The sequence below is a fragment of the Arthrobacter sp. 05L45_2 genome, assembly GCF_056397525.1.
This window is the reverse complement of the sequence record NZ_JBFTNO010000014.1, coordinates 1-20,970: the sequence shown is the minus strand read 5'-3', so window position 1 is coordinate 20,970 and position 20,970 is coordinate 1. Positions and strand designations below refer to the sequence as shown.

Sequence of the window (20,970 nt, the reverse complement as noted above, 5' to 3'; positions counted from 1 at the left end):
CTTTAGCGCGGCCGGTCGGGTCTGGCATTCCGGACAGTACCCGTTTGAACCCCCTGTTTCCGGTGCGGCCGACAGGCTTTAGTTGATACAGAACCTCTTCCCGAACACCAGATACGAAGGAGCCACCATGGCACCCGCCGATTTCACCACCGGTGCCCGCCCGGTCAAAGCAGCCCGCGGCACCACGCTCAGCGCCAAGAGCTGGCAGACCGAGGCCCCGCTGCGGATGCTGATGAACAACCTGGACCCCGAGGTGGCAGAACGCCCGGACGACCTCGTGGTCTACGGCGGCACCGGCCGGGCCGTCCGCTCGTGGGCGGCGTTCGACGCGATCACCCGCACCCTGGAAACCTTGGAGAAGGACGAGACCCTGCTGGTCCAGTCCGGCAAACCCGTCGGTGTCTTCCGGACCAACGAATGGGCGCCCCGCGTACTGCTGGCCAACTCCAATCTGGTCGGCGACTGGGCCAACTGGCCCGAATTCCGCCGCCTCGAGGCCGAGGGCCTCATGATGTACGGCCAGATGACCGCGGGCTCCTGGATCTACATCGGCACCCAGGGCATCCTGCAGGGCACTTTCGAAACCTTCGCCGCGATCGCCCGGAAACTCACCGGGGACGAGAACGGCACGCTCGCGGGCACCCTGACCCTCACCGGCGGCTGCGGCGGCATGGGCGGCGCCCAGCCGCTCGCCGTCACCCTCAACGACGGCGCCTGCCTGATCGTCGACGTCGATGAGACCCGCCTGCGCCGCCGGGCCGGCAAGCGCTACCTCGACGAGGTCGAGACCGACCTCGACACCGCGATCGCCAAGGTCCTCAAAGCCAAGGAAGAACGCCGCGGCTGGTCCGTGGGCTACGTCGGCAACGCCGCCGAGGTCTTCCCCGAAATCCTGCGCCGCCACAACGCCAGCGAGCTCACCGTGGACATCGTGACGGACCAGACCTCCGCGCATGACCCCCTGAGCTACCTGCCGGAGGGCATCACCGTCGAGGAATGGCACCGCGAGGCCGCCGCCGATCCCGAGGGCTTCACCAAGAAGGCCCAGGCGTCCATGGCCAAGCACGTCCAGGCCATGGTCGAATTCCAGGACGCCGGGGCCGAGGTCTTCGACTACGGCAACTCCATCCGCGACGAGGCCCGCAAGGGGGGCTACAACCGTGCATTCGAGTTCCCCGGCTTCGTCCCGGCCTACATCCGGCCGCTGTTCTGCGAGGGGCTCGGCCCGTTCCGCTGGGTGGCACTCTCCGGCGACCCGGAGGACATCGCCGTCACGGACAAGGCCATCAAGGAACTCTTCCCCGAGAACAAGCACCTGCACCGCTGGATCGACGCCGCCGGCGAGCGCGTTGAATTCGAGGGCCTGCCGGCCCGCATCTGCTGGCTCGGCTACGGCGAACGCGCCAAGGCCGGCCTGCTGTTCAACCAGCTGGTCAAGGAAGGCAAGGTCAAGGCCCCTATCGTGATCGGCCGCGACCACCTGGACTCCGGCTCCGTCGCCTCCCCGTACCGCGAGACCGAGGCGATGGCCGACGGCTCCGACGCGATCGCCGACTGGCCGTTGCTCAACGCCCTGCTCAACACCGCCTCGGGCGCCACCTGGGTCTCCCTGCACCATGGCGGCGGCGTCGGCATCGGCCGCTCCATCCACGCCGGCCAGGTCTCCGTCGCCGACGGCACCGACCTCGCCGCGCAGAAGCTCGAACGCCTCCTCACCAACGACCCCGGCATGGGCGTTATCCGCCACGCCGACGCCGGCTACGACCGCGCCGTCGAGGTCGCCAACGAACGCGGCGTCCGCATCCCCATGTTGGAAACCCGCTAACCCAGCCCCCACCCTCAAATTTAGGAAGGTCGCAATGACCCTCACCACCCACTCACCGCTCACCGTCACCCTCGGCTCCAGCGGCGTGACCCCCGAGGACGTCGTCGCCGTCGCCCGCCTCGACGCGCACGTAACCATCGCCCAGGACGCCCTCGACGCCGTCGCGAAGGTCCGCGCCCACATCGACGACCTCGCCCACAGCGACGTCCCCGCCTACGGCATCTCCACGGGCTTCGGGGCGCTGGCCAACCGGCACATCCCCGGCGAACTGCGCACCCAGCTGCAAAAGTCGCTCATCCGCAGCCACGCCGCCGGTATGGGCCCGGCCGTGGAACGCGAAGTGGTCCGCGGCATCATGTTCCTGCGCGCCAAGACCCTCGCCTCCGGCCGCACCGGGGTCCGTCCCGTGGTGCTGCAGACCATGGTGGACGTCCTGAACGCCGGCATCACCCCCGTGGTCCGCGAATTCGGCTCCCTCGGCTGCTCCGGCGACCTCGCCCCGCTCTCGCACTGCGCGCTGGTCCTTATGGGTGAAGGCGAAGCCACTGGCCCGGACGGGGAACTGTACGGCGTAAAGGGTGCCCGCCCGGTCGCCGAGCTCCTCGCCGCGCACGGGATCGAACCGGTCACCCTGGCCGAGAAGGAAGGCCTGGCGCTGGTTAACGGCACCGAGGGCATGCTCGGCATGCTGCTGATGGCCATCGCCGATCTCCGCCAGCTGCTGACGACGGCGGACATCACCGCCGCGCTCAGCGTCGAGGCGCTGCTCGGCACGGACCAGGTGTTCCTGCCCGAGCTGCACGCCGCGCTCCGGCCGCATCCGGGGCAGGCCGCCTCGGCGGATAACATGCTGCGGGTCCTGTCCAACTCTCCGATTGTGGCCTCGCACCGCATCAACGACACCAAGGTCCAGGACGCCTACTCGCTCCGCTGTGCACCCCAGGTGGCCGGCGCAGTCCGCGACACCGTGGACCACGCGGCCCTGGTGGCCTCCCGCGAGCTCGCCGCCGCCATCGACAACCCCGTGGTGCTCCCGGACGGCCGGGTCAGCTCCAACGGCAACTTCCACGGCGCCCCGGTGGCCTATGTCCTGGACTACCTGGCCATCGCCGTCGCGGACCTGAGCTCCATCGCCGAGCGCCGCACCGACCGGATGCTGGACCCGGCCCGCTCACACGGCCTCCCGGCATTCCTCGCCGCCGATCCCGGCGTCGATTCCGGCCTGATGATCGCCCAGTACACGCAGGCCGGGCTGGTCTCGGACAACAAGCGGCTGGCCGTACCGGCGTCAGTGGACTCGATCCCGAGCTCGGCGATGCAGGAGGACCACGTCTCCATGGGCTGGCACGCGGCCCGCAAGCTCCGCCGCGCGGTGGAGAACCTGCGCCGGGTCCTCGCGATCGARCTGGTGACCTCSGCCCGSGCSCTGGACATCCGSACMCAGCTCTCCGGCGGSGAGCTCACCCCGGGCCCGGCCGGCRCCGCCGTCATCGACGTGCTGCGCTCCGTGGTGGAGGGCCCGGGCACGGACCGGTTCCTGTCACCCGAACTGGAAGCGGCGGACGTGCTGGTCGCCTCCGGGAAGGTCCGGGCGGCCGCCGAATCCGCCGTCGGAAATCTGGCCTGACGGCAAAGAAAATACGCGGCATGCGGGGATTTCCCGGCGCCCCCGAAATGTTCGGCGACACGGTCGGCGGGGGCCCGGGAAGTGTAGTAAAAATATGAGTAAGCCCACACCAAAGATGTTGTGGCAGGAACCTACAAAGGGGTAGAAGTTCATGAAAGCACGCGGGACTGTCCTGTCCAGGCGCACGGCGTTCGCCGCCACGGTTTCCGACTGGAAAAGCCTGAAGGCGGGTGACCGGGTGGAAATCCTGAAGCACGCCCAGGTGCTGTCGGCCGGGGAAGTCGAAGAAGTGTCATCCAGCGGCAACGTGCTGTGGCTGGTGCCGGGCACCCCGTCCGAGGCGCAGCTGTTTTTGAAGTCCGACGGCGTGCAGGTGCGGCGCAGCTAGGTACCTGCAGGTATCTGCGGCGAAGCAGCGCGGCTCAGCGCGGCCGGGCAAAAACGAAGGGCCGGTGGGGGAGTATCCCCACCGGCCCTTCGTGTGTGCCGCCAAACTGGTTCGCGTGTGCCGCCAGACTAGGCGGCGATGTCCTCGTGGGTTTCACCGAAAGGAACCGTTTCGTCGAGCGCTACCGTGTAGGCGCCCGGCTCGTGGCGGGTAACCCGGATCCCGCAGCGGCGGTCCTGGACGGCCGACGCGATAAGGGTGTTGACGGCCTTCTCGAGGCCGTGGTGGACCTCGTGGGCGCTGGCAAACGAGAGCTTGATCGACGTGGCGTCAGAGGCCTGGGTCTGCATGGTGTGTGTGTTCATTAACTGGTCTTTCCTAGAATCAGGCCGGTTGGCCACCCTACATTCTAGTCTGTCCGGCGTGGCGTCCCCGCCCTGAGCAGATAGTGTGCAGAAGGCGGTATATGTTTTGAGGCGAGGGGCGCCGTTCCGTTGGAACGGCGCCCCGACCCATTCCGGGCCGGCGCCCGGGATCGGAAGGAGAACGCACGCATGTTCGATGCTCCCAGTATTGTCTTCGCCGCGGCCGGTGTTGCCGTGTTCATCGCGGCTGTCCTGCCCAAACTGCTGCGCAACGCGCCCCTCTCGATGCCCATGGTGTTCCTGGGCGCCGGCATGCTGGCCTTCACCGTAATTCCGTCACTGCCGGACCCCGACCCGCTGCAACACGGGGAATTCGTCACCCACCTGACAGAAGTGTGCGTCATCATCTCCCTTATGGGCGCCGGGCTGGCGCTCGACCGTCCGCTCGGCCGCCGGGCGTGGTCCACCACCTGGCGGATGCTCGGCCTGGCCATGCCGCTGTGCATCGTCGGCCTGACGCTGCTGGGGCTCTGGTTCCTGGGCTTCGGCCTGGGCGCGGCACTCCTGGTGGCCGCCGCGCTCGCCCCGACCGACCCGGTCCTCGCCTCCGAGGTGCAGGTGGGGGAGCCGGCCGACGAGGAAGGGGAAACCGAGCGCGAGGACGAGATCCGGTTCGGTCTGACCTCCGAGGCCGGCCTGAACGACGGCCTGGCGTTCCCGTTCGTCTACCTGGCCATCGCGATCAGCCTGGCCGGCGCCGGGACGACGGACTGGCTGGGGCACTGGTTCGCCATGGACGTGCTCTGGCGGATCGGGATCGGCGTGGTGCTGGGTCTGGGAACCGGGAAACTCCTGGGGCGCCTCTTCTTCGGGGCCCGGCACGAGAGCGTGCGGCTCTCCGACCACTCCGAGGGGTTCGTGGCGCTGGCGGCGACGTTCCTGGCCTACGGCGTGACGCAGATGCTGGAGGGCTACGGGTTCGTGGCGGTCTTCGTCTGCGCCGTCACCATCCGGGCCGCCGAGCGCACCCACGGGTTCCACCGGGTGATGCACTCCTACGTCGAGCAGCTCGAGCGGCTGATGACCGTGGTGATCCTGGTGCTCCTGGGCGGGTCGATCGCCCGCGGCCTGCTGGCCGGCATCGGCTGGGCCGAGGTGCTSGTGGCGCTGGCCTTCCTGCTGCTGGTGCGMCCGCTGGCSGGCTGGGCCGGGCTCGCGCGGGGCAAGACCGGCCCGCGGGAACGGACCGCCATTTCCTTCTTCGGCATCCGCGGCATCGGCTCGCTCTACTACCTCGCCTTCGCCCTCGGCCACGGGAACTTCAGCGCGCAGGCCGAACAGCTCTGGGCGTTCGTGGGGCTGGTGGTGGCCCTGTCGATTGTGCTGCACGGCGCCACGACCGCGCCCGTGATGAACCGGCTCGACCGCCTGCGGCAGCGCCGGGCCGTCGAACAGCACGGCGACGAGGGCCAGGCGCCGCACACGGCCATCTGATCCCCTGATCTCTCGGGCCTGGCCCGGGCTGGCGGTTAGCGCAGGAGGGTGTTGATCAGCCGGGCTGCGACCTTGGCGGTGCGGCCATCGACGTCGAACTCCGGGTTCAGTTCCGCGACGTCAAGGTGCAGCAGCTTCCCGCTCGCGGCGACCTGCCGGCAGACGGCGCTGATCACCGGCAGCGGGACACCGTACGCGGCCGGGGCGCTGACGCCGGGCGCCACGGATGCCGGGAGCACGTCCAGGTCGATGGTCAGGTACAGGGCGTCCACCCGGTCCAGGAAACCCGCCACGAAGTCCTGCACAGCGTCCGGTGCGCAGTCCTCGTCCAGCAGGTAGTCCACCCCGAGTTCCGCGGCCGTCCGGAACAGCGCAGGGGTGTTGTTGGGCTCGGAAATTCCGACGACGGCGTACTGCAGTTCCCTGCCCGCGGCGGCTTCCGCCCGGGCCATCTGGAGGAACGGGGTTCCCGAGCTGGGCACCGGTTCGTCGCGGAGGTCGAAGTGGGCGTCCATGTTGAGCACGCCCAACCGGACGCCGCCGCGGACGGCCGCGGAACCGGCGACGCCGAGGTAGCTGGCGAACGCGGTCTCGTGCCCGCCGCCCAGGACCACGGGCAGTGCACCGGCGTCGAGCAGCCCCGTGATGGCGCGGCCCGCCCGCTCCTGCCCGGCCTCCAGGGCGTCCCCGTCCACGGTGACGTCGCCGGCGTCGAGGACGTCCCGGTCCAGGTGGAAGGCCAGCGGGCCGAGGGCGGCGCGGATGGCGGCCGGCGCGGCCGCCGCCCCGGTCCGGCCCTTGTTCCGGCGCACCCCGGCGTCGCTGCCGAAGCCGAGGATGACGGCCGGCCGCGCCGCGGCGAGTCGGTCCGCGGTGCAGGGCGACACCGCCTGCCACCAGCGGCGGTGTTCAGCGCCGTCGCCGTCGAACCTGCCTGTCCAGGGCTGCGGCGGGACATCGGTGAGGGGGGCGGCGGAAAGCATGCTCCAAGCTCACCGCAGCCGGGCCCGGAAAGCCAGCAGCGCCGCCGTCGGGGTGTCCGAAATCCCGGAAACCACGCTTAAACGCCGCCGAGTCGGCACTTCGCAGCGATGTTTTGGCGAAACACTGCCGCGAAGTACCAACTCGGCGGGCGGGAAGGCGGAAGCCGGGTCCTAGTGGATACCGAGCGCAGCCTCGATGGTGCCGATGCCGAAGAACAGCAGGAAGGCGGCGGCCACGGCCCACATCAGCGGGTGCACTTCGCGGGCACGGCCCTGGACCAGGCGGATGACGACGAAGGAGATGAACCCGGCGCCGAGGCCGTTGGCGATCGAGTAGGTGAACGGCATCAGGGTGAAGGTCAGGAAGGCCGGGATCGCGATGCCCCAGTCCTGCCAGTCGATCTTGCCGACCTGGGAGACCATCATAAAACCGACGACGACGAGCGCCGGGGCCACGGCCTCGAACGGCACGAGGTTGATCAGCGGGGTGAAGAACATGGCAACCAGGAACAGCAGGCCTGTGACGATCGAAGCCAGGCCGGTGCGGGCGCCTTCGCCGATGCCGGCGCCTGACTCAACGTAGATCTGGTTGGACGAAACGGACGCGCCGCCGCCTACGATCGCGCCGAGGGCATCGATCTGCAGGACCCGGTCCACGTTGGGGATGTTGCCGTCCTTGTCGATGGTCCCGGCCTCGGTGGCCAGGCCGACCATGGTGCCCATGGCGTCGAAGAAGATGCWCAGCAGGATSACGAAGGCCAGCAGGGTCGCGGCCACCACACCGAGGTGCTCGAAGGCGCCGAACGGGTTGGCCTTGCCGATCAGGGAGAGGTCCGGGGCGGCCCACTCGGTGAACTTGGGCGCCACCAGGGACCAGCCCTGCGGGTTGAAGTTCTTGCCGTCGAAGCTGGGGCCGATGTGCAGGGTGAATTCCAGGATCACGGACAGGATGGTGGAGGTGATGATGCCGATCAGGATGGCGCCCTTGACCTTGCGGACCACCAGGGCGATGGTCAGGATCAGGCCCACCACAAACACCAGCGTGGGCCAGCCCAGGAGCTTGCCGTCAAAGCCGAGGCCCACCGGGACGGTGGTGCCCGCGACGTCGGGGATGCGGCGGACGAAGCCGGCGTTGACCAGGCCGATCAGGGCGATGAACAGGCCGATGCCCACCACGATCGCCGTTTTCAGCCCCTCCGGGACGGCCTTGAACACGGCGGTCCGGAAACCGGTCAGCACCAGGATCAGCATGGTGACGCCGGAGAGGACCACCAGGCCCATCATGTCCGGCCAGGTCAGGCCCGGGTTGGTGGCGACCGTGACGGCCACGAACGCGTTGACGCCCAGGCCGGTGGCCAGCGCGAAGGGGTGCTTGGCCCAGGCCCCCATGAGGATGGTCAGGATGCCGGCCACAAAGGCGGTCACGGCGGCCACGGCCGCGAAGCCCAGGGTTCCGCCGGACGAGTCCGGGCCGGAGAGGATCAACGGGTTCAGCACCACGATGTAGCTCATGGCGAAGAAGGTGGCGAACCCGCCGCGGATCTCGCGGGAGAAGTTCGACCCCCGCTCGGAAATCTTGAAATACCGGTCGAGTGCAGAGCCCTGCTTAAGCATTGGTCCTCCGGGAGGGAAAAGGGGTGTTAGCTAAATCCTATTAGGCGTGACGGCGCCCACCCGCCAAACTCGCCTAGTCTGTAAGGAAGCCAACACGAGGAGCGGGCCTGCCATGCGTTTCATCCGAAAACTTCCGGGCGCCCTGCTGGGCCTCCTTACGGTGGCGGTGGTCCTGCTGGGCACCGCCCTGCTGGGTGCCGGTCCGGCGTCGGCCCACGACGCCGTTGAGTCGACCAGCCCGGCTGCGAACGCGACAGTTCCCGTTCCGCCGGCCGCGGTATCGCTAACCCTCAGCAACCATCCCCTGGCGCTCGGCACCCAGATCAAGGTCAACGACGCCGGCGGAACCAACTGGGCCGACGGCGCGGCGGAGATCGTGGACAACGTGGTCTCGCAGAAGCTCAAGTCGGGCGCTCCGGCCGGCGCCTACACCGTGCAGTGGCGGGTGGCCAGCTCGGACGGGCACCCGATCGACGGTACCTTCACGTTTACGGCCACCGCAGCGGCCGGAGGTTCGACGGCGGGAGCCGGAACCGCGGGCGGGTCGGTTCCGACCCTGGGCACCGCGCCCCCGGGCACCACCATCGCGCCCACGCAAGTGCCCGACGCCTCCCAACCCTTCCCCTGGAGCATCGTGCTGTTCGTCGCCGTGGCGGTCGGCATCCTGGTGACGCTGGGGCTGATGGCGAAGCGGCGCCTGAAGGACGGCGACGACGGCGAGGCTGACGCTGCCGGCGACGACGGCGGGACGGACGTTAGCAGCAAAAGCTGACGGAGGCGCAGGGACGCCGATAGCAGCAGCTGGCGCCAGCGGGCGGCGACCGGCGTCGGAAGAGTCGGGCTCTCAGGCCGGCAGGGCCAGCCCGCCGGACAGCAGCGCCGGCATCCCCTCCGGGTGGACCTTCGCCGAAATCGCCTGCCCCACCAGCTTGGCCTGACGCAGGACTTCCTTCGGCGTCGGCGTAATCAGCTCGCCGACCCCCACGAGGTACATGCCCAGCGCGTGCATGGCGGCCATCAGGTTTTGTCCCGCGGCGACCCCGAGCTCGGCCAGCATGCGGCGCAACTGGCTGTGCGCGCAGCGTGTGAGGACCAGATGGTCCGCGTACAGGACGCCATTGGGGGTGCTCACGGCCCACTGCTGGGCCGGGCCCGGCAGCCCGGGCGCGTCGAAACCGGCGCCCTGGAACCCGCTGAATCCGTCCGCGGCGAATCCGCCGTCGGCCTCCAGGTGGTCCAGCTGCAGGGCGCGGACGTTGCTGCGGATATCGAGGTTGTGGCTGGCAGCGTAGTTGCGCAGGTGCCGGAGGATCTCGTTGCGCTCGCGCAGGGACGCGGCGTCCGCGGCGTCGCACCGCTGCAGCGATGAGGTGTTGGCCGGATTCCCGGCCCCGAGCAGGTCCAGCCCGTCCACCACAATGGCGCCGACGCCGCGGCGCTGCAGCTCACTGGCGACCGCCAGACCGGACAGACCCGTACCGATGACCACAGTGTTGGTCCGCTCGATTCCGCCGCACACAGGCATGCTCGACACTCCGGGGTCCTCCTCGAAAAATGGGTCATCCCGGGCCAGTGCCCGGAACGCCTCTCCGCCAATCCGTCCGGTCGCGCTCCCAGGGAAGTCGGCGATCTGAAAGACGAATCTCGGTTCGGCAATGCCTCAGAGAATACCCAAGATTGTCGGCCGTGCCTAGGGGGTCATCAGACGTGCTTGTTTGCCCCGGAACCGCGCGGATTTTGCGGCCTCGCGCCGGGCGGCGGAGCCCCTCCGGCCCCGAATCCCCGCGTATGTGTGCCGGCGGCCGGCCGTGTAAACACTGGGTAAACCTTGCCCGTGCCCCCGATGGCGCCCGCGGCAGGACTGATCTGGCAGAATAGCCGCAACACAGCCACGTAACGCGAGGAGGCGGACCCCATGGCCCGAGAACAGGTGCATCCGGATCCGGTGGGCGATGCCCCCGGCGAGCGCCCCGCGCCCCGGGGAATCGTGGTCGGCGTGGACGGCTCGGACCACAGCCACTGCGCCCTGGTGTGGGCTGCCCGCGAAGCCGAGCGTCGCCAGCGGCCGCTGCATATTGTCACCGCATACTCCGTCCCGGTCTTCGCGGCATCCGGCCTGGACGGCGGCTACGCCACGGTGGACGACTCGGTGATCCGCGAGGGCGCAGAAGCCATCCTGAAGCAGGCACTCGACAAGGTGGCCCGCTACAACATTGAAGTCGACGCCTCGGTGGAAAACGGCGACGCCTCCGGGGTCCTGCTGGAGATGACCGAAACCGCCGAGCTGCTGGTCTTCGGCACCCGCGGCCGGGGCGGTTTTGTGGGCCGGCTGCTCGGTTCGGTCTCCAGCGCACTGCCCGCCCACGCCAAATGCCCCACGGTGACCGTGCCGCTGATATGCGGTGACCGGCTGGGCGAGACCACTGACGACAAACACGTCCGGGCCGAGCGGGAGAAGTCCGGCCGGCAGCTCGTTGAAAACGTGGTGGTGGCGGGCGTCGACGGCTCCGAACAGGCCCGGGTGGCGGTCCTCGAGGCCGCGGCCCAGGCCGAACGCCTCAGCGCGCCGCTGCGCCTGGTGTGCGCCGTCCCGCAGTACAGCGGCTCTCTGGCCTGGGTTCCGGCCCCGATGGACCGCGAAGCCCTGTTCGCCGATATCCGGGTCCAGCTCGACGCGGGTGTCGCCTGGCTCAAGAGCCACTACCCGCGGCTGGAGGTCACCACCCAGCTGGTCGACGGGTCCCCGATCGACATCCTGGTCGAGGCCAGCCGGCACGCCGAGCTGGTTGTCGTGGGCACCCGCGGCCGCGGCGGATTCGCCGGGATGCTCCTGGGATCCACCTCCGACGGCATCCTGCACCACGCCAAGGGCCCCGTGATGGTGGTCCCGGACCGGGAGGACCCGCGGCTGGCCGACAGGCCCAGCTTCGGACCCATGCTCGGGGACTAACAGCCCCGCACCCCGGGACAGGCGCTTTCGCAGCGAAGGAAGGAGCGGCAGATGGGCCAGTCACCCGTTCCCGGCGGGCCGCGGCCGGAGCCCCGGCTGGTCCTCGGCCTGGAGCAGGCCGCACTGCTGCCGGAGGTCGGCGGCAAGGGCGCCAACCTCGGGGAAATGATCCGTGCCGGGCTCCCGGTCCCGGCGGGCTTCTGCCTGACCACCCGGGCGTACCGGCAGGCGACGTCGTCCGCCGGCCTGGACGCCGTCCACGCCGCACTGGCCGCGGCCGCCCCGGACGACCTCCCGGCGCTCGCCGCACTGGCCGCCGACGCCCGCGCCCTGGTCCTGGCCGCGGAGATGCCGGCCGATATTGCCGGGGCCGTCCGCGACGCCTACGCCGCGCTGGGACCGGGCGCCGCCGTCGCAGTCCGGTCCTCGGCCACCGCCGAAGACCTTCCCTTCGCCAGCTTCGCCGGGCAGCAGGACACCTTCCTGAACGTTGTCGGGGCCGACGACGTCCTGGCCGCCGTGCGGCGGTGCTGGGCCTCCCTCTGGACCGACCGCGCCGTGAGCTACCGCGCCACCCACCGGATCAGCCCGGACACGGTGTCGCTGGCCGTGGTGGTCCAGACGATGGTGGACGCCACCGTGGCCGGCGTCCTGTTCACAGCCAACCCTGTCACCGRCCGCCGGCACGAGGCGGTGATCGATGCCAGTCCGGGCCTCGGCGAGTCGGTGGTGTCCGGGGCCGTCAACCCGGACCACTTCGTCGTCGACAGCGCGACCCGCAGGATCCTGGAGCGCCGCATCGGCAGCAAGGGCGTGGCGATCCGGGCGCTGCCGGGCGGCGGCACCGAGCGGATCGTCCAGCCGGCCGCCGGCGCGGAACCGTGCATTRACGACGCCGGACTGCTGGCGCTCGAGCTGCTGGGCCGCCGTGCGGAACTGCACTTCGGTGCCCCGCAGGACATCGAATGGGCAATCGATGACGCGGGCGGGGTGTGGCTGACGCAGTCACGGCCGATCACCACCCTGTATCCGCTGCCCGAGCGGGCCGCCGTCCACAACGGAACCCGCGTCTACTTGTGCTTCAGCCTGGCGCAGGGCCTGACCCGGCCGCTGACCCCCATGGGACTGGCGGGCTTCCGGCTGATCGCCGCGTCGGTGGCACGGGCCGCGCACTTTGAGGTGCCGGTACCCCACGACGGTCCGCCACCCTACGTCCAGGCCGGGCAGCGGCTGTTCTTTGACCTGACCGCGGTGGCGCGCAGCGGCGTCGGGCGGGCTATTGTTCCGCGGGTCTTTGACGTCATGGAGGCCCGTTCCGCCACGGTGCTGCGCGGCTTGTTCGATGACCCGCGGTTCTCGGTGACCAGCAGGTCCCCGTGGCGGCTGCTGAGGCACGTGGTCCCCGTGGCGGCGCGGGCCCGGGTCCCGGCGTCCCTGCTCCGGGCGCTGTTCCGGCCGAATGCCGCGCTGCGCCGGGTGGAGGCGTTCGGTGAACGCTTCCGCGCCGCCCTGGTGGTTCAGGCCGGTTCGACGGCGGAGCAGCGGCTGGACCACGTGGAGCGCATCCTCGGCCGTGAATTGTTCCCGGTGGTGCCCAATATCCTGCCGGTGCCGGCGCTGGGCTTTGCCCTGCTGGCCGCCGCCGGGAAGCTGCTGGGCTCCGCCGCCGGGCCGGGGGCGCTGCAGCCGGTCCTGCGCGGGCTCCCGGACAACGTCACCACGGAGATGGACCTGGCCCTCTGGCACCTCGCCATGGCCATCCGGGAGGATGCCGCCGGGGCCGCCGTGTTCGCCGAGGCTTCTCCCGGCGCCGGGGTGCAGGAGCTCGCCCGGCGCTACCGCGAACACGCCCTGCCCGCCGTCGTGCAGTCCGGGCTGGCCGGTTTCCTGGGCCGTTACGGGCACCGGGCCGTGGCCGAGATAGACCTGGGGATGCCCCGCTGGTCCGACGACCCGGCGCACATCCTCGGCGTCCTGGCCAACTACCTGCGGCTGGAGGACCCGGACCAGGCCCCGGACCGGCAGTTCCGCAAGGCTGCGCGCGAGGCCGAGGCGCAGGTGGACCGCCTGAGCGCGGCTGCGGGACAGCGGAGCAGGCTGCGGGGTGCACTGGTGCGCGCTGCGCTCCGGCGCGTCCGGATGTTCGCCGGCCTGCGCGAACTCCCGAAGTACCACATTGTTGAAGCGCTCGCGGCGGTGCGGGCGCAATTGCAGGCCATCGGCAGCGACCTGGCGGCGGCGGGCCGTATCGGGGCCGCGGACGACGTCTTTTTCCTCGACCTGGTGGAGGTCCGGGCAGCACTCGCCGGAGAGGTGCTGCACCAGCTGGTGGCCCGGCGCCGTGAGGCCTACGACCACGAACTTGGCCGGCGGCACATCCCCCGGGTCCTTCTTTCGGACGGGACCGAACCCGAGGCCGTGCAGTCCGGCGCTGCCGGGGGAGGGGCAGGAGTACCCGGTGTGCTGACGGGCAGTCCTGCCTCGGCCGGCACGGTAAGCGGCGCCGCCCGCGTGATCCTGGAGCCTCTCGGGGCGCGGCTGGAGCCCGGCGAGATCCTCGTGGCACCCTCCACCGACCCGGGCTGGACCCCGTTGTTCCTCACGGCCGGCGGACTCGTGATGGAAATGGGCGGCCCCAACTCACACGGCGCCGTCGTCGCCCGGGAGTACGGCATCCCGGCCGTGGTCGGCGTCCCCGACGCCACCTCGCTGATCACAACCGGGCAACGCGTCACGGTCGACGGCGCCGCCGGAACCGTGGTCCCGGAGCCGCCGCCGGCCGCCGGCCGGCCCGCTGCGGGGCCGCCGGAGGAATCTGTCCGCTGACGGTCGCAGCCGTCCGTTCCGGGCGTACTGTTGATTTATGAGCTGCCATGTTGGAGCGCGGTCGTTATGACCCGCACCTGGTTGCGCTGGCTGCCGGCCGCAACCGTTCCTGCCGTGATCGCCGCCGGAGCGCTCGCCGGGTCCCTGCCCGCCAGCGCCGGGGATCCGTTGCCCGCCAAGACGCCGGAGCAGGTGCTCGCCCTGATCGCGCAGCACCGGGATGCGTCCTACTCGGGAACCCTGGAACAGACCTCCAGCCTGGGGCTCCCGGCACTTCCCCAATCCGGGCCGGGCACGGCAACTGCAGACACCGCGTGGCTGGAGCTGCTGACCGCACCGCACACCGCACGGGTCTACCGGGACGGGGCGGACAACGCCCGCATCCAGGTGATGGACCGGCTCGCCGAGCGCGACCTCGTCCGGCACGGGAACGACGTCTGGTTCTACAACTCCAAGGACAACACCGCCGAGCACGCGGTCCTTCCGGCCGGAGCCGGGACCCGGCACGCGCCGGGGAAGGACGCAATGCCCACCCCCGATGCGCTGGCGGCCAAGCTGCTTGCCAAACTGGACCGCAGCAGCGAGTTGACGGTCGGGCCGGACACCGAGGTGGCCGGGCGCGCGGCGTACCAGCTGGTGCTCAAACCCCGGTCACAGGTCACGTTGCTGGAATCCGTCGAGATCTCGGTGGACGGCCAAAACGGTATGCCGCTGGGCGTCGAGGTGACCTCCCGCGGGCAGTCGGAACCGGCGTTCAGCGTAGCCTTCACCAAATTGTCCCTGGATACCCCGGACCCGGCGCTCTTCCGGTTCAGCCCGCCCGCCGGCGCCACCGTCAAGGAGATCCCGGTCCCGGACCACAAGCCGGGAGCTGCGAAGGACCGGTCCGGCGCGGCCGCGAAGGACCATAACAAGATGTCCAAAGAGCCCGCCAAACTGATGAAGAACCGGGCCAAAGTCACCGGCACCGGGTGGGAATCCGTCGTCGAACTGCCGGCGGGCGCCCCCGGATCCGGCGGTCCTGAGACGGGCGCCCCGGAAACCAGCGGACCGGGCGCGGCTGCATCCCTGCTGGCCAGGGCGGCGGTCCCAGTAGCCGGCGGCCGGCTTCTCTCCAGTGCACTGGTGAACTTGCTGATCCTCGACGACGGCCGGGTGTTCGCCGGGTCCGTCCCGCTGGATCGGCTCCAGGCCGCGGCCGCCGCCCGGTGACCGCCGTCGCGCCATCCACCGAGCTGAGCATTGAAACCCGCGGCCTGAGCAAACGCTTCGGCCGGCAACTGGCCGTCGACGGCGTGGACCTCGCCGTCCCCAAAGGTTCCGTCTTTGGTTTCCTGGGCCCCAACGGCTCGGGGAAAACCACCACCATCCGGATCATGCTGGGCCTGGCCGCGGCGTCGGGCGGCTCAGTGCGTGTCCTGGGCGAGGACATGCCGCGGCAGCTCCGCAGCGTCCTGCCCCGGGTCGGGGCGCTGGTGGAAGGTCCTGCCTTCTACCCTTTCCTCTCCGGGGCCGCCAACCTCGCCCGGTTCGACGCCGCTGACCCGGAAACCGCGGCGGGGACGCGCCGGGCCCGGGTGCGGTCGGCGCTGGAACGGGTGGRCCTGGCCCACGCGGCGGACAAAAAAGTCCGGGCATATTCGCTGGGCATGAAGCAGCGGCTGGGGATTGCCAACGCCCTGCTGGCGCCGCGGGAGCTGCTGGTGCTGGACGAGCCAACCAACGGCCTGGACCCGCAGGGCACTCGCGAGGTGCGCCACCTGGTGCGTTCCCTCGCCGCGGACGGGGCCACTGTCTTTGTCTCCAGCCACCTGCTAGCCGAGGTGGAACAGATCTGCACCCACGCCGCGATCATGAGCGCCGGCCGGCTGGTCGCCCAGGGCCCGCTCCCGGAACTCCGGCGTGCCGGGCGGGCCAGGATCCGCCTGCTCACCCCCGACCCCGGCGCTGCTGCCGGGGTGCTGGCCGGCCTGGGACTGACCGCTGACGGTTGGAATCCCGACGGCGGGGGTTCCGGGGCGGTCGGCGAGGTGCTGACGGCGCCGCTGCCGGCCGGGCCCGGTGCGGGCCAGCCCGCGCCTGAGGAAATGGTGGCCGCCCTCGTGGCGGCCGGCGTCCGGGTGCGCGGCTTCACCGTGGAACAGGGCAGTCTGGAGGACCGCTTCGTGGAGCTGACGGGGGAGGGGTTCGACGTTGCCCAGTGAACCGTTGCCGGAACCGCTACCGGCACCCGCGCCTGCAGCAGTGCCAGCAGCGGCACCGGCTGGCCGCCGCACGCCGGGGCTGCGGCTGCTCGGCTCCGAGCTGGCCGTGCTGTTCCGCCGGCGCCGGACMTGGGCCATGCTGCTCGCCCTGGCTGCCATCCCCGTGCTGATTGCCCTGGCCGTCCGGCTTTCCTCGGCCGTGCCGCCCGGACGAGGCCCGGCTTTCCTGGACCGGATCAGCCAGAACGGCCTGTTTGTCGGCGTCACCGCCATGCTGGTGGCTGTTCCGTTGTTCCTGCCCCTCACCATCGGAGTGGTGGCGGGCGACACCCTGGCCGGCGAGGCTGGGCTCGGGACCCTCAGGTACCTGCTGGCTGCCCCGGCCGGGCGGGTCCGGCTGCTGGTGGTCAAGTATGCGGGCGCCGTCGTGTTCGCCGTCGTGGCGCCGTTGACCGTGGCCCTGGTCGGAGCCGGGATCGGGGCCGCACTGTTCCCGGTGGGGCCTGTGACCCTGCTGTCGGGGGACACCATCGGCGCCGCCGACGCCTTCGTGCGGCTGCTCCTGATCGCCGCCTACCTGGCCGTGTCCCTCGTGGGGCTCTCAGCGATCGGCCTGTTTATGTCCACCCTCACCGACGTGCCCGTCGGGGCGATGGCCGCCACGGTGGTGCTGGCCGTTGTGTCCCAGGTCGCGGACGCCCTGCCGCAGCTGGACTGGCTGCATCCGTGGCTCTTCAGCCACCGCTGGCTGGACTTCGGCGACCTGCTGCGCCTGCCGGTCGTGTGGGACTCGTTCGGGGCCAACGCACTGCTGCAGGGGGCATATCTGGCCGTGTTCGGCTCCCTCGCTTACGCCCGCTTCGCGACGAAGGACGTGCTCTCGTAGACGCACTGCCCGCCCACGGTTAGGACGGCCGTCGGAGACGTCCCGGCGCGCTGGTCAGTACCGGGCGGCGTACGGGTACAGCTGCATCCCGGCCATGGACGCCAGGTCCGTCACGGTAATCCCGCTCTCCGGATTCAGCGCCTGGACCACCCGGCCCCCGCCAAGGTAGATGGCGACGTGGTAGAAGCCCGGCGCCGAGCCCCAGACCAGGAGGTCCCCGCGTTGGGCCGCAGCCAGGGGTACTTTCACGGGCGCCTGCGCGAACTGCTCGGCAGCGGTGCGTGGCAGGCTCTTCCCGGCGGCCGCGAAGGCGTTCTGGACCAGGCCGGAGCAGTCAAAACCACGGGCGCCGGTCCCGCCGTAGAGGTAGAAGTACGGTGCGCCCACCTTGCCGAGGGCGGACGAAATGGCCACCTCGTTAGAGCCGCCCGGCGAAGGCGCGGGAGCGGGGGCGGGGGCAGGAGCGGGAACAGGTGCAGGTGCAGGAGCAGGTGCAGGAGCAGGAGCGGGCGCGGGAGCGGGTGCAGGCGCGGGCTCGGGGGCCACGGGCGCCACGGGGGCCGGGGTATTTGCTGCGGGCGGCTGCGGCGCGGGGGCGGCCGGCCGGTCCGGGGCTGCCGGCGAGGAACCGGCCTGTGCCGGGGGTGCGTCCGGGGCGGATTGCCCGCCGGACGCGGGCGCGGCCGTCAGCGCGGCCAGTTGGGCCTGCTGGCGCTGCCGGTCCAGGGCGTCCACCCGTGCCGACTCCAGGGCCACCGTGGTGTTGCGGAGCGTCGCCAGTTGGCTGACCAGGACCGTCCGCTGCGCCGCAGCGTCGGAGACCGCCTTCAGCCGGTCCGCGTCGGCGCGTTCGGCGTCGGCCTTGCGTGATTCCGCCGTACGGGCGGCGTCGTCGGCGGCCCGGTCAGCGTCGGCCGCGGCATCTTTCGCGGACTGTGCCGCGGCCGCAGCCGTCTCCGACTCCTGGAAAGCGCGGCTCCGGTTGGCTGCCAGGGCTTCCAGGGTCGCGGCCTGCTGGAGGGCCCTGCCGTCCCCGCCGACCAGGCTGTCCAGTGCAGGCGTCATACCGCCGTTGCGGTAGAGGTCCCCGGCCAGTTGGCCGACCAGTTTGCGTGCCTTGGCCTGCGCGGCTTCGGCGGCGGTGGCTTTTGCCTCGGCCAGCGCCGCGGCGTCCCGGCGGATGCCGAGCTCAACGAGGGCATCCGCGTAGGCGTTGTTGGCAGCGAGCGAGGTCGCTAGGCCCGTCTCCTTGGCGGCGGAGGCTTCGGCCAGGATGCGGTCGATGCGGGTCACCTGGTCCGCCGTGGCGTGTTCATTGGATTTCGCGGCAGCGATGTCGCCCGGCGTGGGGAGATCCTCGGTAGCCGGCACCCGGATGGCGGAAACGGACGTCGCCGGCGAGGCTTGTGCGGGGAGCGCCAGCGTACCAAGCAGTACGACGGCGGTGCCTAGGGCCGCAGCCCTGCCGCCGGGTCGGGTCCAAGCCATGGAAAACCTCGCTGCAGTCAGGCTGGAACGAGCGAGGTCTGAAATTGGCACATAAAAATGCCACCTCTGCGGATCGCCCAGCAGGCACGAGGCTACGTGCCAAATGCAACTTTGGCAACAAAGGTCACATCAGTAACATAAACAACAAGAATGTCATTTGGCCGGATTTGCGGCGGGCGTGTCGCCTGATCCGGCTGCAGAAGGAGCCCGGGGGCTAGCCCCAGCCGAGTTCGTGCAGGCGCTCGTCGCTGATGCCGAAATGGTGGGCGACTTCGTGGACCACGGTCACCGTCACCTCCTCGACCACGTCCTCSCGGGAGGCGCAGAGSTCCAGGATGGGCCGGCGGTAGATGGTGATCCGGTCCGGCAGCGAGCCGGCGTCCCACCAGGAGTCCCGCTCGGTCAGGGGCACCCCCTCATAGAGCCCCAGCAGCACCGTGTCCGGATCCTCCCCGGGCTGCGGGGTGTAGTCATCCTCGATGAAGACGGCCACGTTGGTCATGGTCCGGGCCAGTTCGTGCGGAATCCGGTCCAGGGCCTCGCCCACCGCGGTCTCGAACTCGTCCTCGGACATCGGGAACGGGCCGCCGCCGTCGTCCGTGGGGCCGCCGCCCTCGGGCACAATGGGCAGGCCGGGAGGCAGGGAGCCGGTCATCCCCTCACTTTAGGCCCTGCTCCGCGAGCCCGCGGCGGGCCGGGAGCGGCGCCGGGTCAGGGCGACGCCGGCGAGGCAGATCACGCCGCCCACCAGGCCCCAGACAGTGGGAATTTCGCCGAGCACCAGCCAGGAGATCAGGATGGTGGTGCCCGGGACCAGATAGGTGGTGGCGGCCAGCCGGCCGGCGTCGATCAGCGAGAGGGCGTAGGCCCACGTGGTGAAGGCGATGGCGGTGGGGAAGACGCCCAAATAGACCAGCCCCAACGTTGCCGACAGGGGTGCGGCCTGCACTTCGGTGACGAGCTGTCCGCTGAAGGGCAGGCAGCAGACGGCGCCCACCATAATCCCGAACCAGGTGGCCTGGGCGGCGGGGAACTTGCGCAGGACCGGCTTCTGCACGATTACGCTGACCGCCGCGAGGGCTGCGGCGAGCAGGCACAGCAGCACTCCGGCGACATCCGCTGTCGAACGCTGGCCGGATCCCAGGGCAATAACCGCCACTCCGCCGAAGGCCACCAGGCTGCCGATGATCAGCCAGCGCGGGAAGCCTTCCTTCAGGATGATCCCGGCCATCACGGCGACGAGGATGGGGTTGACGTTGATCAGGAGGGCTGCCGTGCCCGCGTCGAGCATGTGCTCGGCGGCGTTGAGGGCCAGGTTGTAGCCCCCGAACCACATCACACCGTAGGCCAGGATGCGAGCCGGCTGATCTGTCCGGTCTTGATCGGGGCCGGGGGTGTGGCCGGGGGTGCCGCATGTGAGGCTGCTTCGTGGGTGCTGTCCGGCTGGGGGTGGTCCGGGTGGGGGGTGCCTGTCTCGGCGGTTGTTGCCATGGTGCCAATCTAGCCGGTGGACGGACACCGGGGCTGGCGGAAATCGGTCAGGTCTAGTCGAGTTCCTGCCAAACCGCGGCGCCGGGTCTCCGGCTCAGCGGAGCGGACGTGCGGCGGCCTGGATCGCCGCCGCGACTTCGTCGAGTGCGGCCGAGCCGTGCCGCCACTGCTGCCAATGCAGCGGCACGTCCACATGGGCTGCAGGATCCAGCGACACAAGGGCGCCGTCCCGCAGTTCCTCGGCGGCTTCAATCTCGGGGAGCAGCCCCCACCCCATCCCCCAGCGGATGGCTTCGGCAAACTCATGGGCCGCCGGGACGAAGTGCCGGGGCGGCCGGGGGACCGGAGTGCCCACCGACCGCAGGTACCGGTCCTGGAGACCGTCCCTGCGGTCAAAGACCATCACCGGAGCCACGGCCAGGGTGTGCGGGGAAACCCCGTCGGGAAACCACCGGGCGGCGAAGTCCGGCGTGCAGACCGGCAGGTAGCGCATCACGCCGAGCCGCCGGGAGGAACAGCCGGGTGCTGCCTTGGCGGTGGTCGTGACAGCGGCTGCCGCGGCGCCGCTGCGGAGGAGTTCCAGGGAGTAATCCTGGTCCTCGCGGAGGATTTCGAGCTGGACCCGTCCCGCGACGGCCGCGAGCCCCGGAAGCGCCCAGGTATGCAGGGAGTCGCTGTTGATGACCAGTGTCAGGCGGACCAGCTGTGACCCGGCGCCCGGCCGCAGCTCCTCGGCGAGGTCGGCAGACAGCAGCTCCAGTTGCCGGGCGAACCGGACCACGGCCTTCCCGGACTCCGTGGGGCCGGGCGGACGCGCCCGCGTCAGCAC

18 protein-coding genes and 1 pseudogene are annotated in these 20,970 nt (G+C 70.6%); 10 read left to right on the top strand and 9 right to left on the bottom strand.

The annotated features are described in order from the left end of the window. Positions 1 to 127: 127 nt before the first annotated feature. The 3 genes from AC1DHD_RS02415 (at position 128) to AC1DHD_RS02405 (ending at position 3,840) form a co-directional block, all read left to right on the top strand. The gene (locus tag AC1DHD_RS02415) at positions 128 to 1,825 is read left to right on the top strand and encodes a urocanate hydratase (protein ID WP_476878153.1); all 1,698 of its coding nucleotides are present in this window, start codon (positions 128 to 130) and stop codon (positions 1,823 to 1,825) included. A gap of 34 nt (positions 1,826 to 1,859) precedes the next feature. Continuing rightward, the gene (gene hutH / locus AC1DHD_RS02410; protein ID WP_476878152.1) at positions 1,860 to 3,452 is read left to right on the top strand and encodes a histidine ammonia-lyase; all 1,593 of its coding nucleotides are present in this window, start codon (positions 1,860 to 1,862) and stop codon (positions 3,450 to 3,452) included. Between the two features lie 151 nt (positions 3,453 to 3,603). Continuing rightward, positions 3,604 to 3,840 (top strand): hypothetical protein, encoded by a 237-nt coding sequence (locus AC1DHD_RS02405; RefSeq protein WP_476878151.1) that lies wholly within the window; start codon positions 3,604 to 3,606, stop codon positions 3,838 to 3,840. A gap of 128 nt (positions 3,841 to 3,968) precedes the next feature. Here AC1DHD_RS02405 and AC1DHD_RS02400 read toward each other — a convergent pair whose 3' ends face one another. Continuing rightward, a complete protein-coding gene (locus tag AC1DHD_RS02400; protein ID WP_476878150.1) occupies positions 3,969 to 4,205 on the bottom strand; it encodes a hypothetical protein in 237 nt (78 codons plus the stop codon). Positions 4,206 to 4,394: 189 nt separating this feature from the next. On the opposite strand from AC1DHD_RS02400, the gene AC1DHD_RS02395 reads away from it, so the two are divergent. Continuing rightward, on the top strand, positions 4,395 to 5,699 hold the full coding sequence (locus AC1DHD_RS02395; RefSeq protein WP_476878149.1) for a cation:proton antiporter: 1,305 nt from the start codon (positions 4,395 to 4,397) through the stop codon (positions 5,697 to 5,699). A 35-nt stretch (positions 5,700 to 5,734) separates the two neighbouring features. Here AC1DHD_RS02395 and hutG read toward each other — a convergent pair whose 3' ends face one another. Both hutG and AC1DHD_RS02385 read right to left on the bottom strand, forming a co-directional pair. Beyond that, on the bottom strand, positions 5,735 to 6,682 hold the full coding sequence (hutG, locus tag AC1DHD_RS02390; RefSeq protein WP_476878148.1) for a formimidoylglutamase: 948 nt from the start codon (positions 6,680 to 6,682) through the stop codon (positions 5,735 to 5,737). Between the two features lie 171 nt (positions 6,683 to 6,853). After that, a complete protein-coding gene (locus tag AC1DHD_RS02385) occupies positions 6,854 to 8,296 on the bottom strand; it encodes an NCS2 family permease (protein ID WP_476878147.1) in 1,443 nt (480 codons plus the stop codon). 112 nt (positions 8,297 to 8,408) lie between these two features. Here AC1DHD_RS02385 and AC1DHD_RS02380 point away from each other — a divergent pair, with 112 nt between their 5' ends. Beyond that, positions 8,409 to 9,068, top strand: coding sequence for a copper resistance CopC family protein (locus AC1DHD_RS02380; RefSeq protein ID WP_476878146.1), 660 nt, complete (start codon positions 8,409 to 8,411; stop codon positions 9,066 to 9,068). A gap of 72 nt (positions 9,069 to 9,140) precedes the next feature. Here AC1DHD_RS02380 and AC1DHD_RS02375 read toward each other — a convergent pair whose 3' ends face one another. After that, on the bottom strand, positions 9,141 to 9,821 hold the full coding sequence (locus tag AC1DHD_RS02375; protein WP_476878160.1) for an FAD-binding protein: 681 nt from the start codon (positions 9,819 to 9,821) through the stop codon (positions 9,141 to 9,143). 390 nt (positions 9,822 to 10,211) lie between these two features. On the opposite strand from AC1DHD_RS02375, the gene AC1DHD_RS02370 reads away from it, so the two are divergent. The 5 genes from AC1DHD_RS02370 to AC1DHD_RS02350 all read left to right on the top strand — a co-directional run bounded on the left by AC1DHD_RS02370 (position 10,212) and on the right by AC1DHD_RS02350 (position 17,162). Next, a complete protein-coding gene (locus AC1DHD_RS02370; RefSeq protein WP_476878145.1) occupies positions 10,212 to 11,246 on the top strand; it encodes a universal stress protein in 1,035 nt (344 codons plus the stop codon). Positions 11,247 to 11,297: 51 nt separating this feature from the next. After that, positions 11,298 to 14,072 (top strand): PEP/pyruvate-binding domain-containing protein, encoded by a 2,775-nt coding sequence (locus tag AC1DHD_RS02365; RefSeq protein ID WP_476878144.1) that lies wholly within the window; start codon positions 11,298 to 11,300, stop codon positions 14,070 to 14,072. 66 nt (positions 14,073 to 14,138) lie between these two features. Further along, entirely contained in the window at positions 14,139 to 15,284 is a 1,146-nt protein-coding gene (locus AC1DHD_RS02360; protein WP_476878143.1) for a LolA family protein, read from the top strand. Then, positions 15,281 to 16,276, top strand: a complete 996-nt coding sequence (locus AC1DHD_RS02355) for an ABC transporter ATP-binding protein (protein ID WP_476878142.1) — start codon at positions 15,281 to 15,283, stop codon at positions 16,274 to 16,276. The genes AC1DHD_RS02360 and AC1DHD_RS02355 overlap by 4 nt, the downstream gene beginning before the upstream one ends. A gap of 40 nt (positions 16,277 to 16,316) precedes the next feature. Beyond that, positions 16,317 to 17,162 (top strand): ABC transporter permease, encoded by an 846-nt coding sequence (locus tag AC1DHD_RS02350; RefSeq protein ID WP_476878141.1) that lies wholly within the window; start codon positions 16,317 to 16,319, stop codon positions 17,160 to 17,162. A 54-nt stretch (positions 17,163 to 17,216) separates the two neighbouring features. Here the strand turns inward: AC1DHD_RS02350 and AC1DHD_RS02345 are convergent, their stop codons facing one another. From AC1DHD_RS02345 to AC1DHD_RS02325, 5 genes and pseudogenes are all read right to left on the bottom strand, one after another. Continuing rightward, positions 17,217 to 18,650: a C40 family peptidase gene (locus AC1DHD_RS02345; protein ID WP_476878140.1), complete on the bottom strand. Its 1,434-nt coding sequence runs from the start codon at positions 18,648 to 18,650 to the stop codon at positions 17,217 to 17,219. 214 nt (positions 18,651 to 18,864) lie between these two features. Further along, entirely contained in the window at positions 18,865 to 19,305 is a 441-nt protein-coding gene (locus AC1DHD_RS02340) for a metallopeptidase family protein (RefSeq protein WP_476878139.1), read from the bottom strand. A gap of 9 nt (positions 19,306 to 19,314) precedes the next feature. Beyond that, positions 19,315 to 20,004 (bottom strand): annotated as a pseudogene (locus AC1DHD_RS02335) (DMT family transporter); the annotation flags it as partial. Further along, a complete protein-coding gene (locus tag AC1DHD_RS02330; protein WP_476878161.1) occupies positions 19,986 to 20,141 on the bottom strand; it encodes a hypothetical protein in 156 nt (51 codons plus the stop codon). The pseudogene AC1DHD_RS02335 and the gene AC1DHD_RS02330, both read right to left, overlap by 19 nt. 94 nt (positions 20,142 to 20,235) lie before the next feature. Then, positions 20,236 to 20,970, bottom strand: a 735-nt coding sequence (locus AC1DHD_RS02325) for an ArgP/LysG family DNA-binding transcriptional regulator (RefSeq protein WP_476878138.1), incomplete at its 5' end; no start/stop codon positions are given.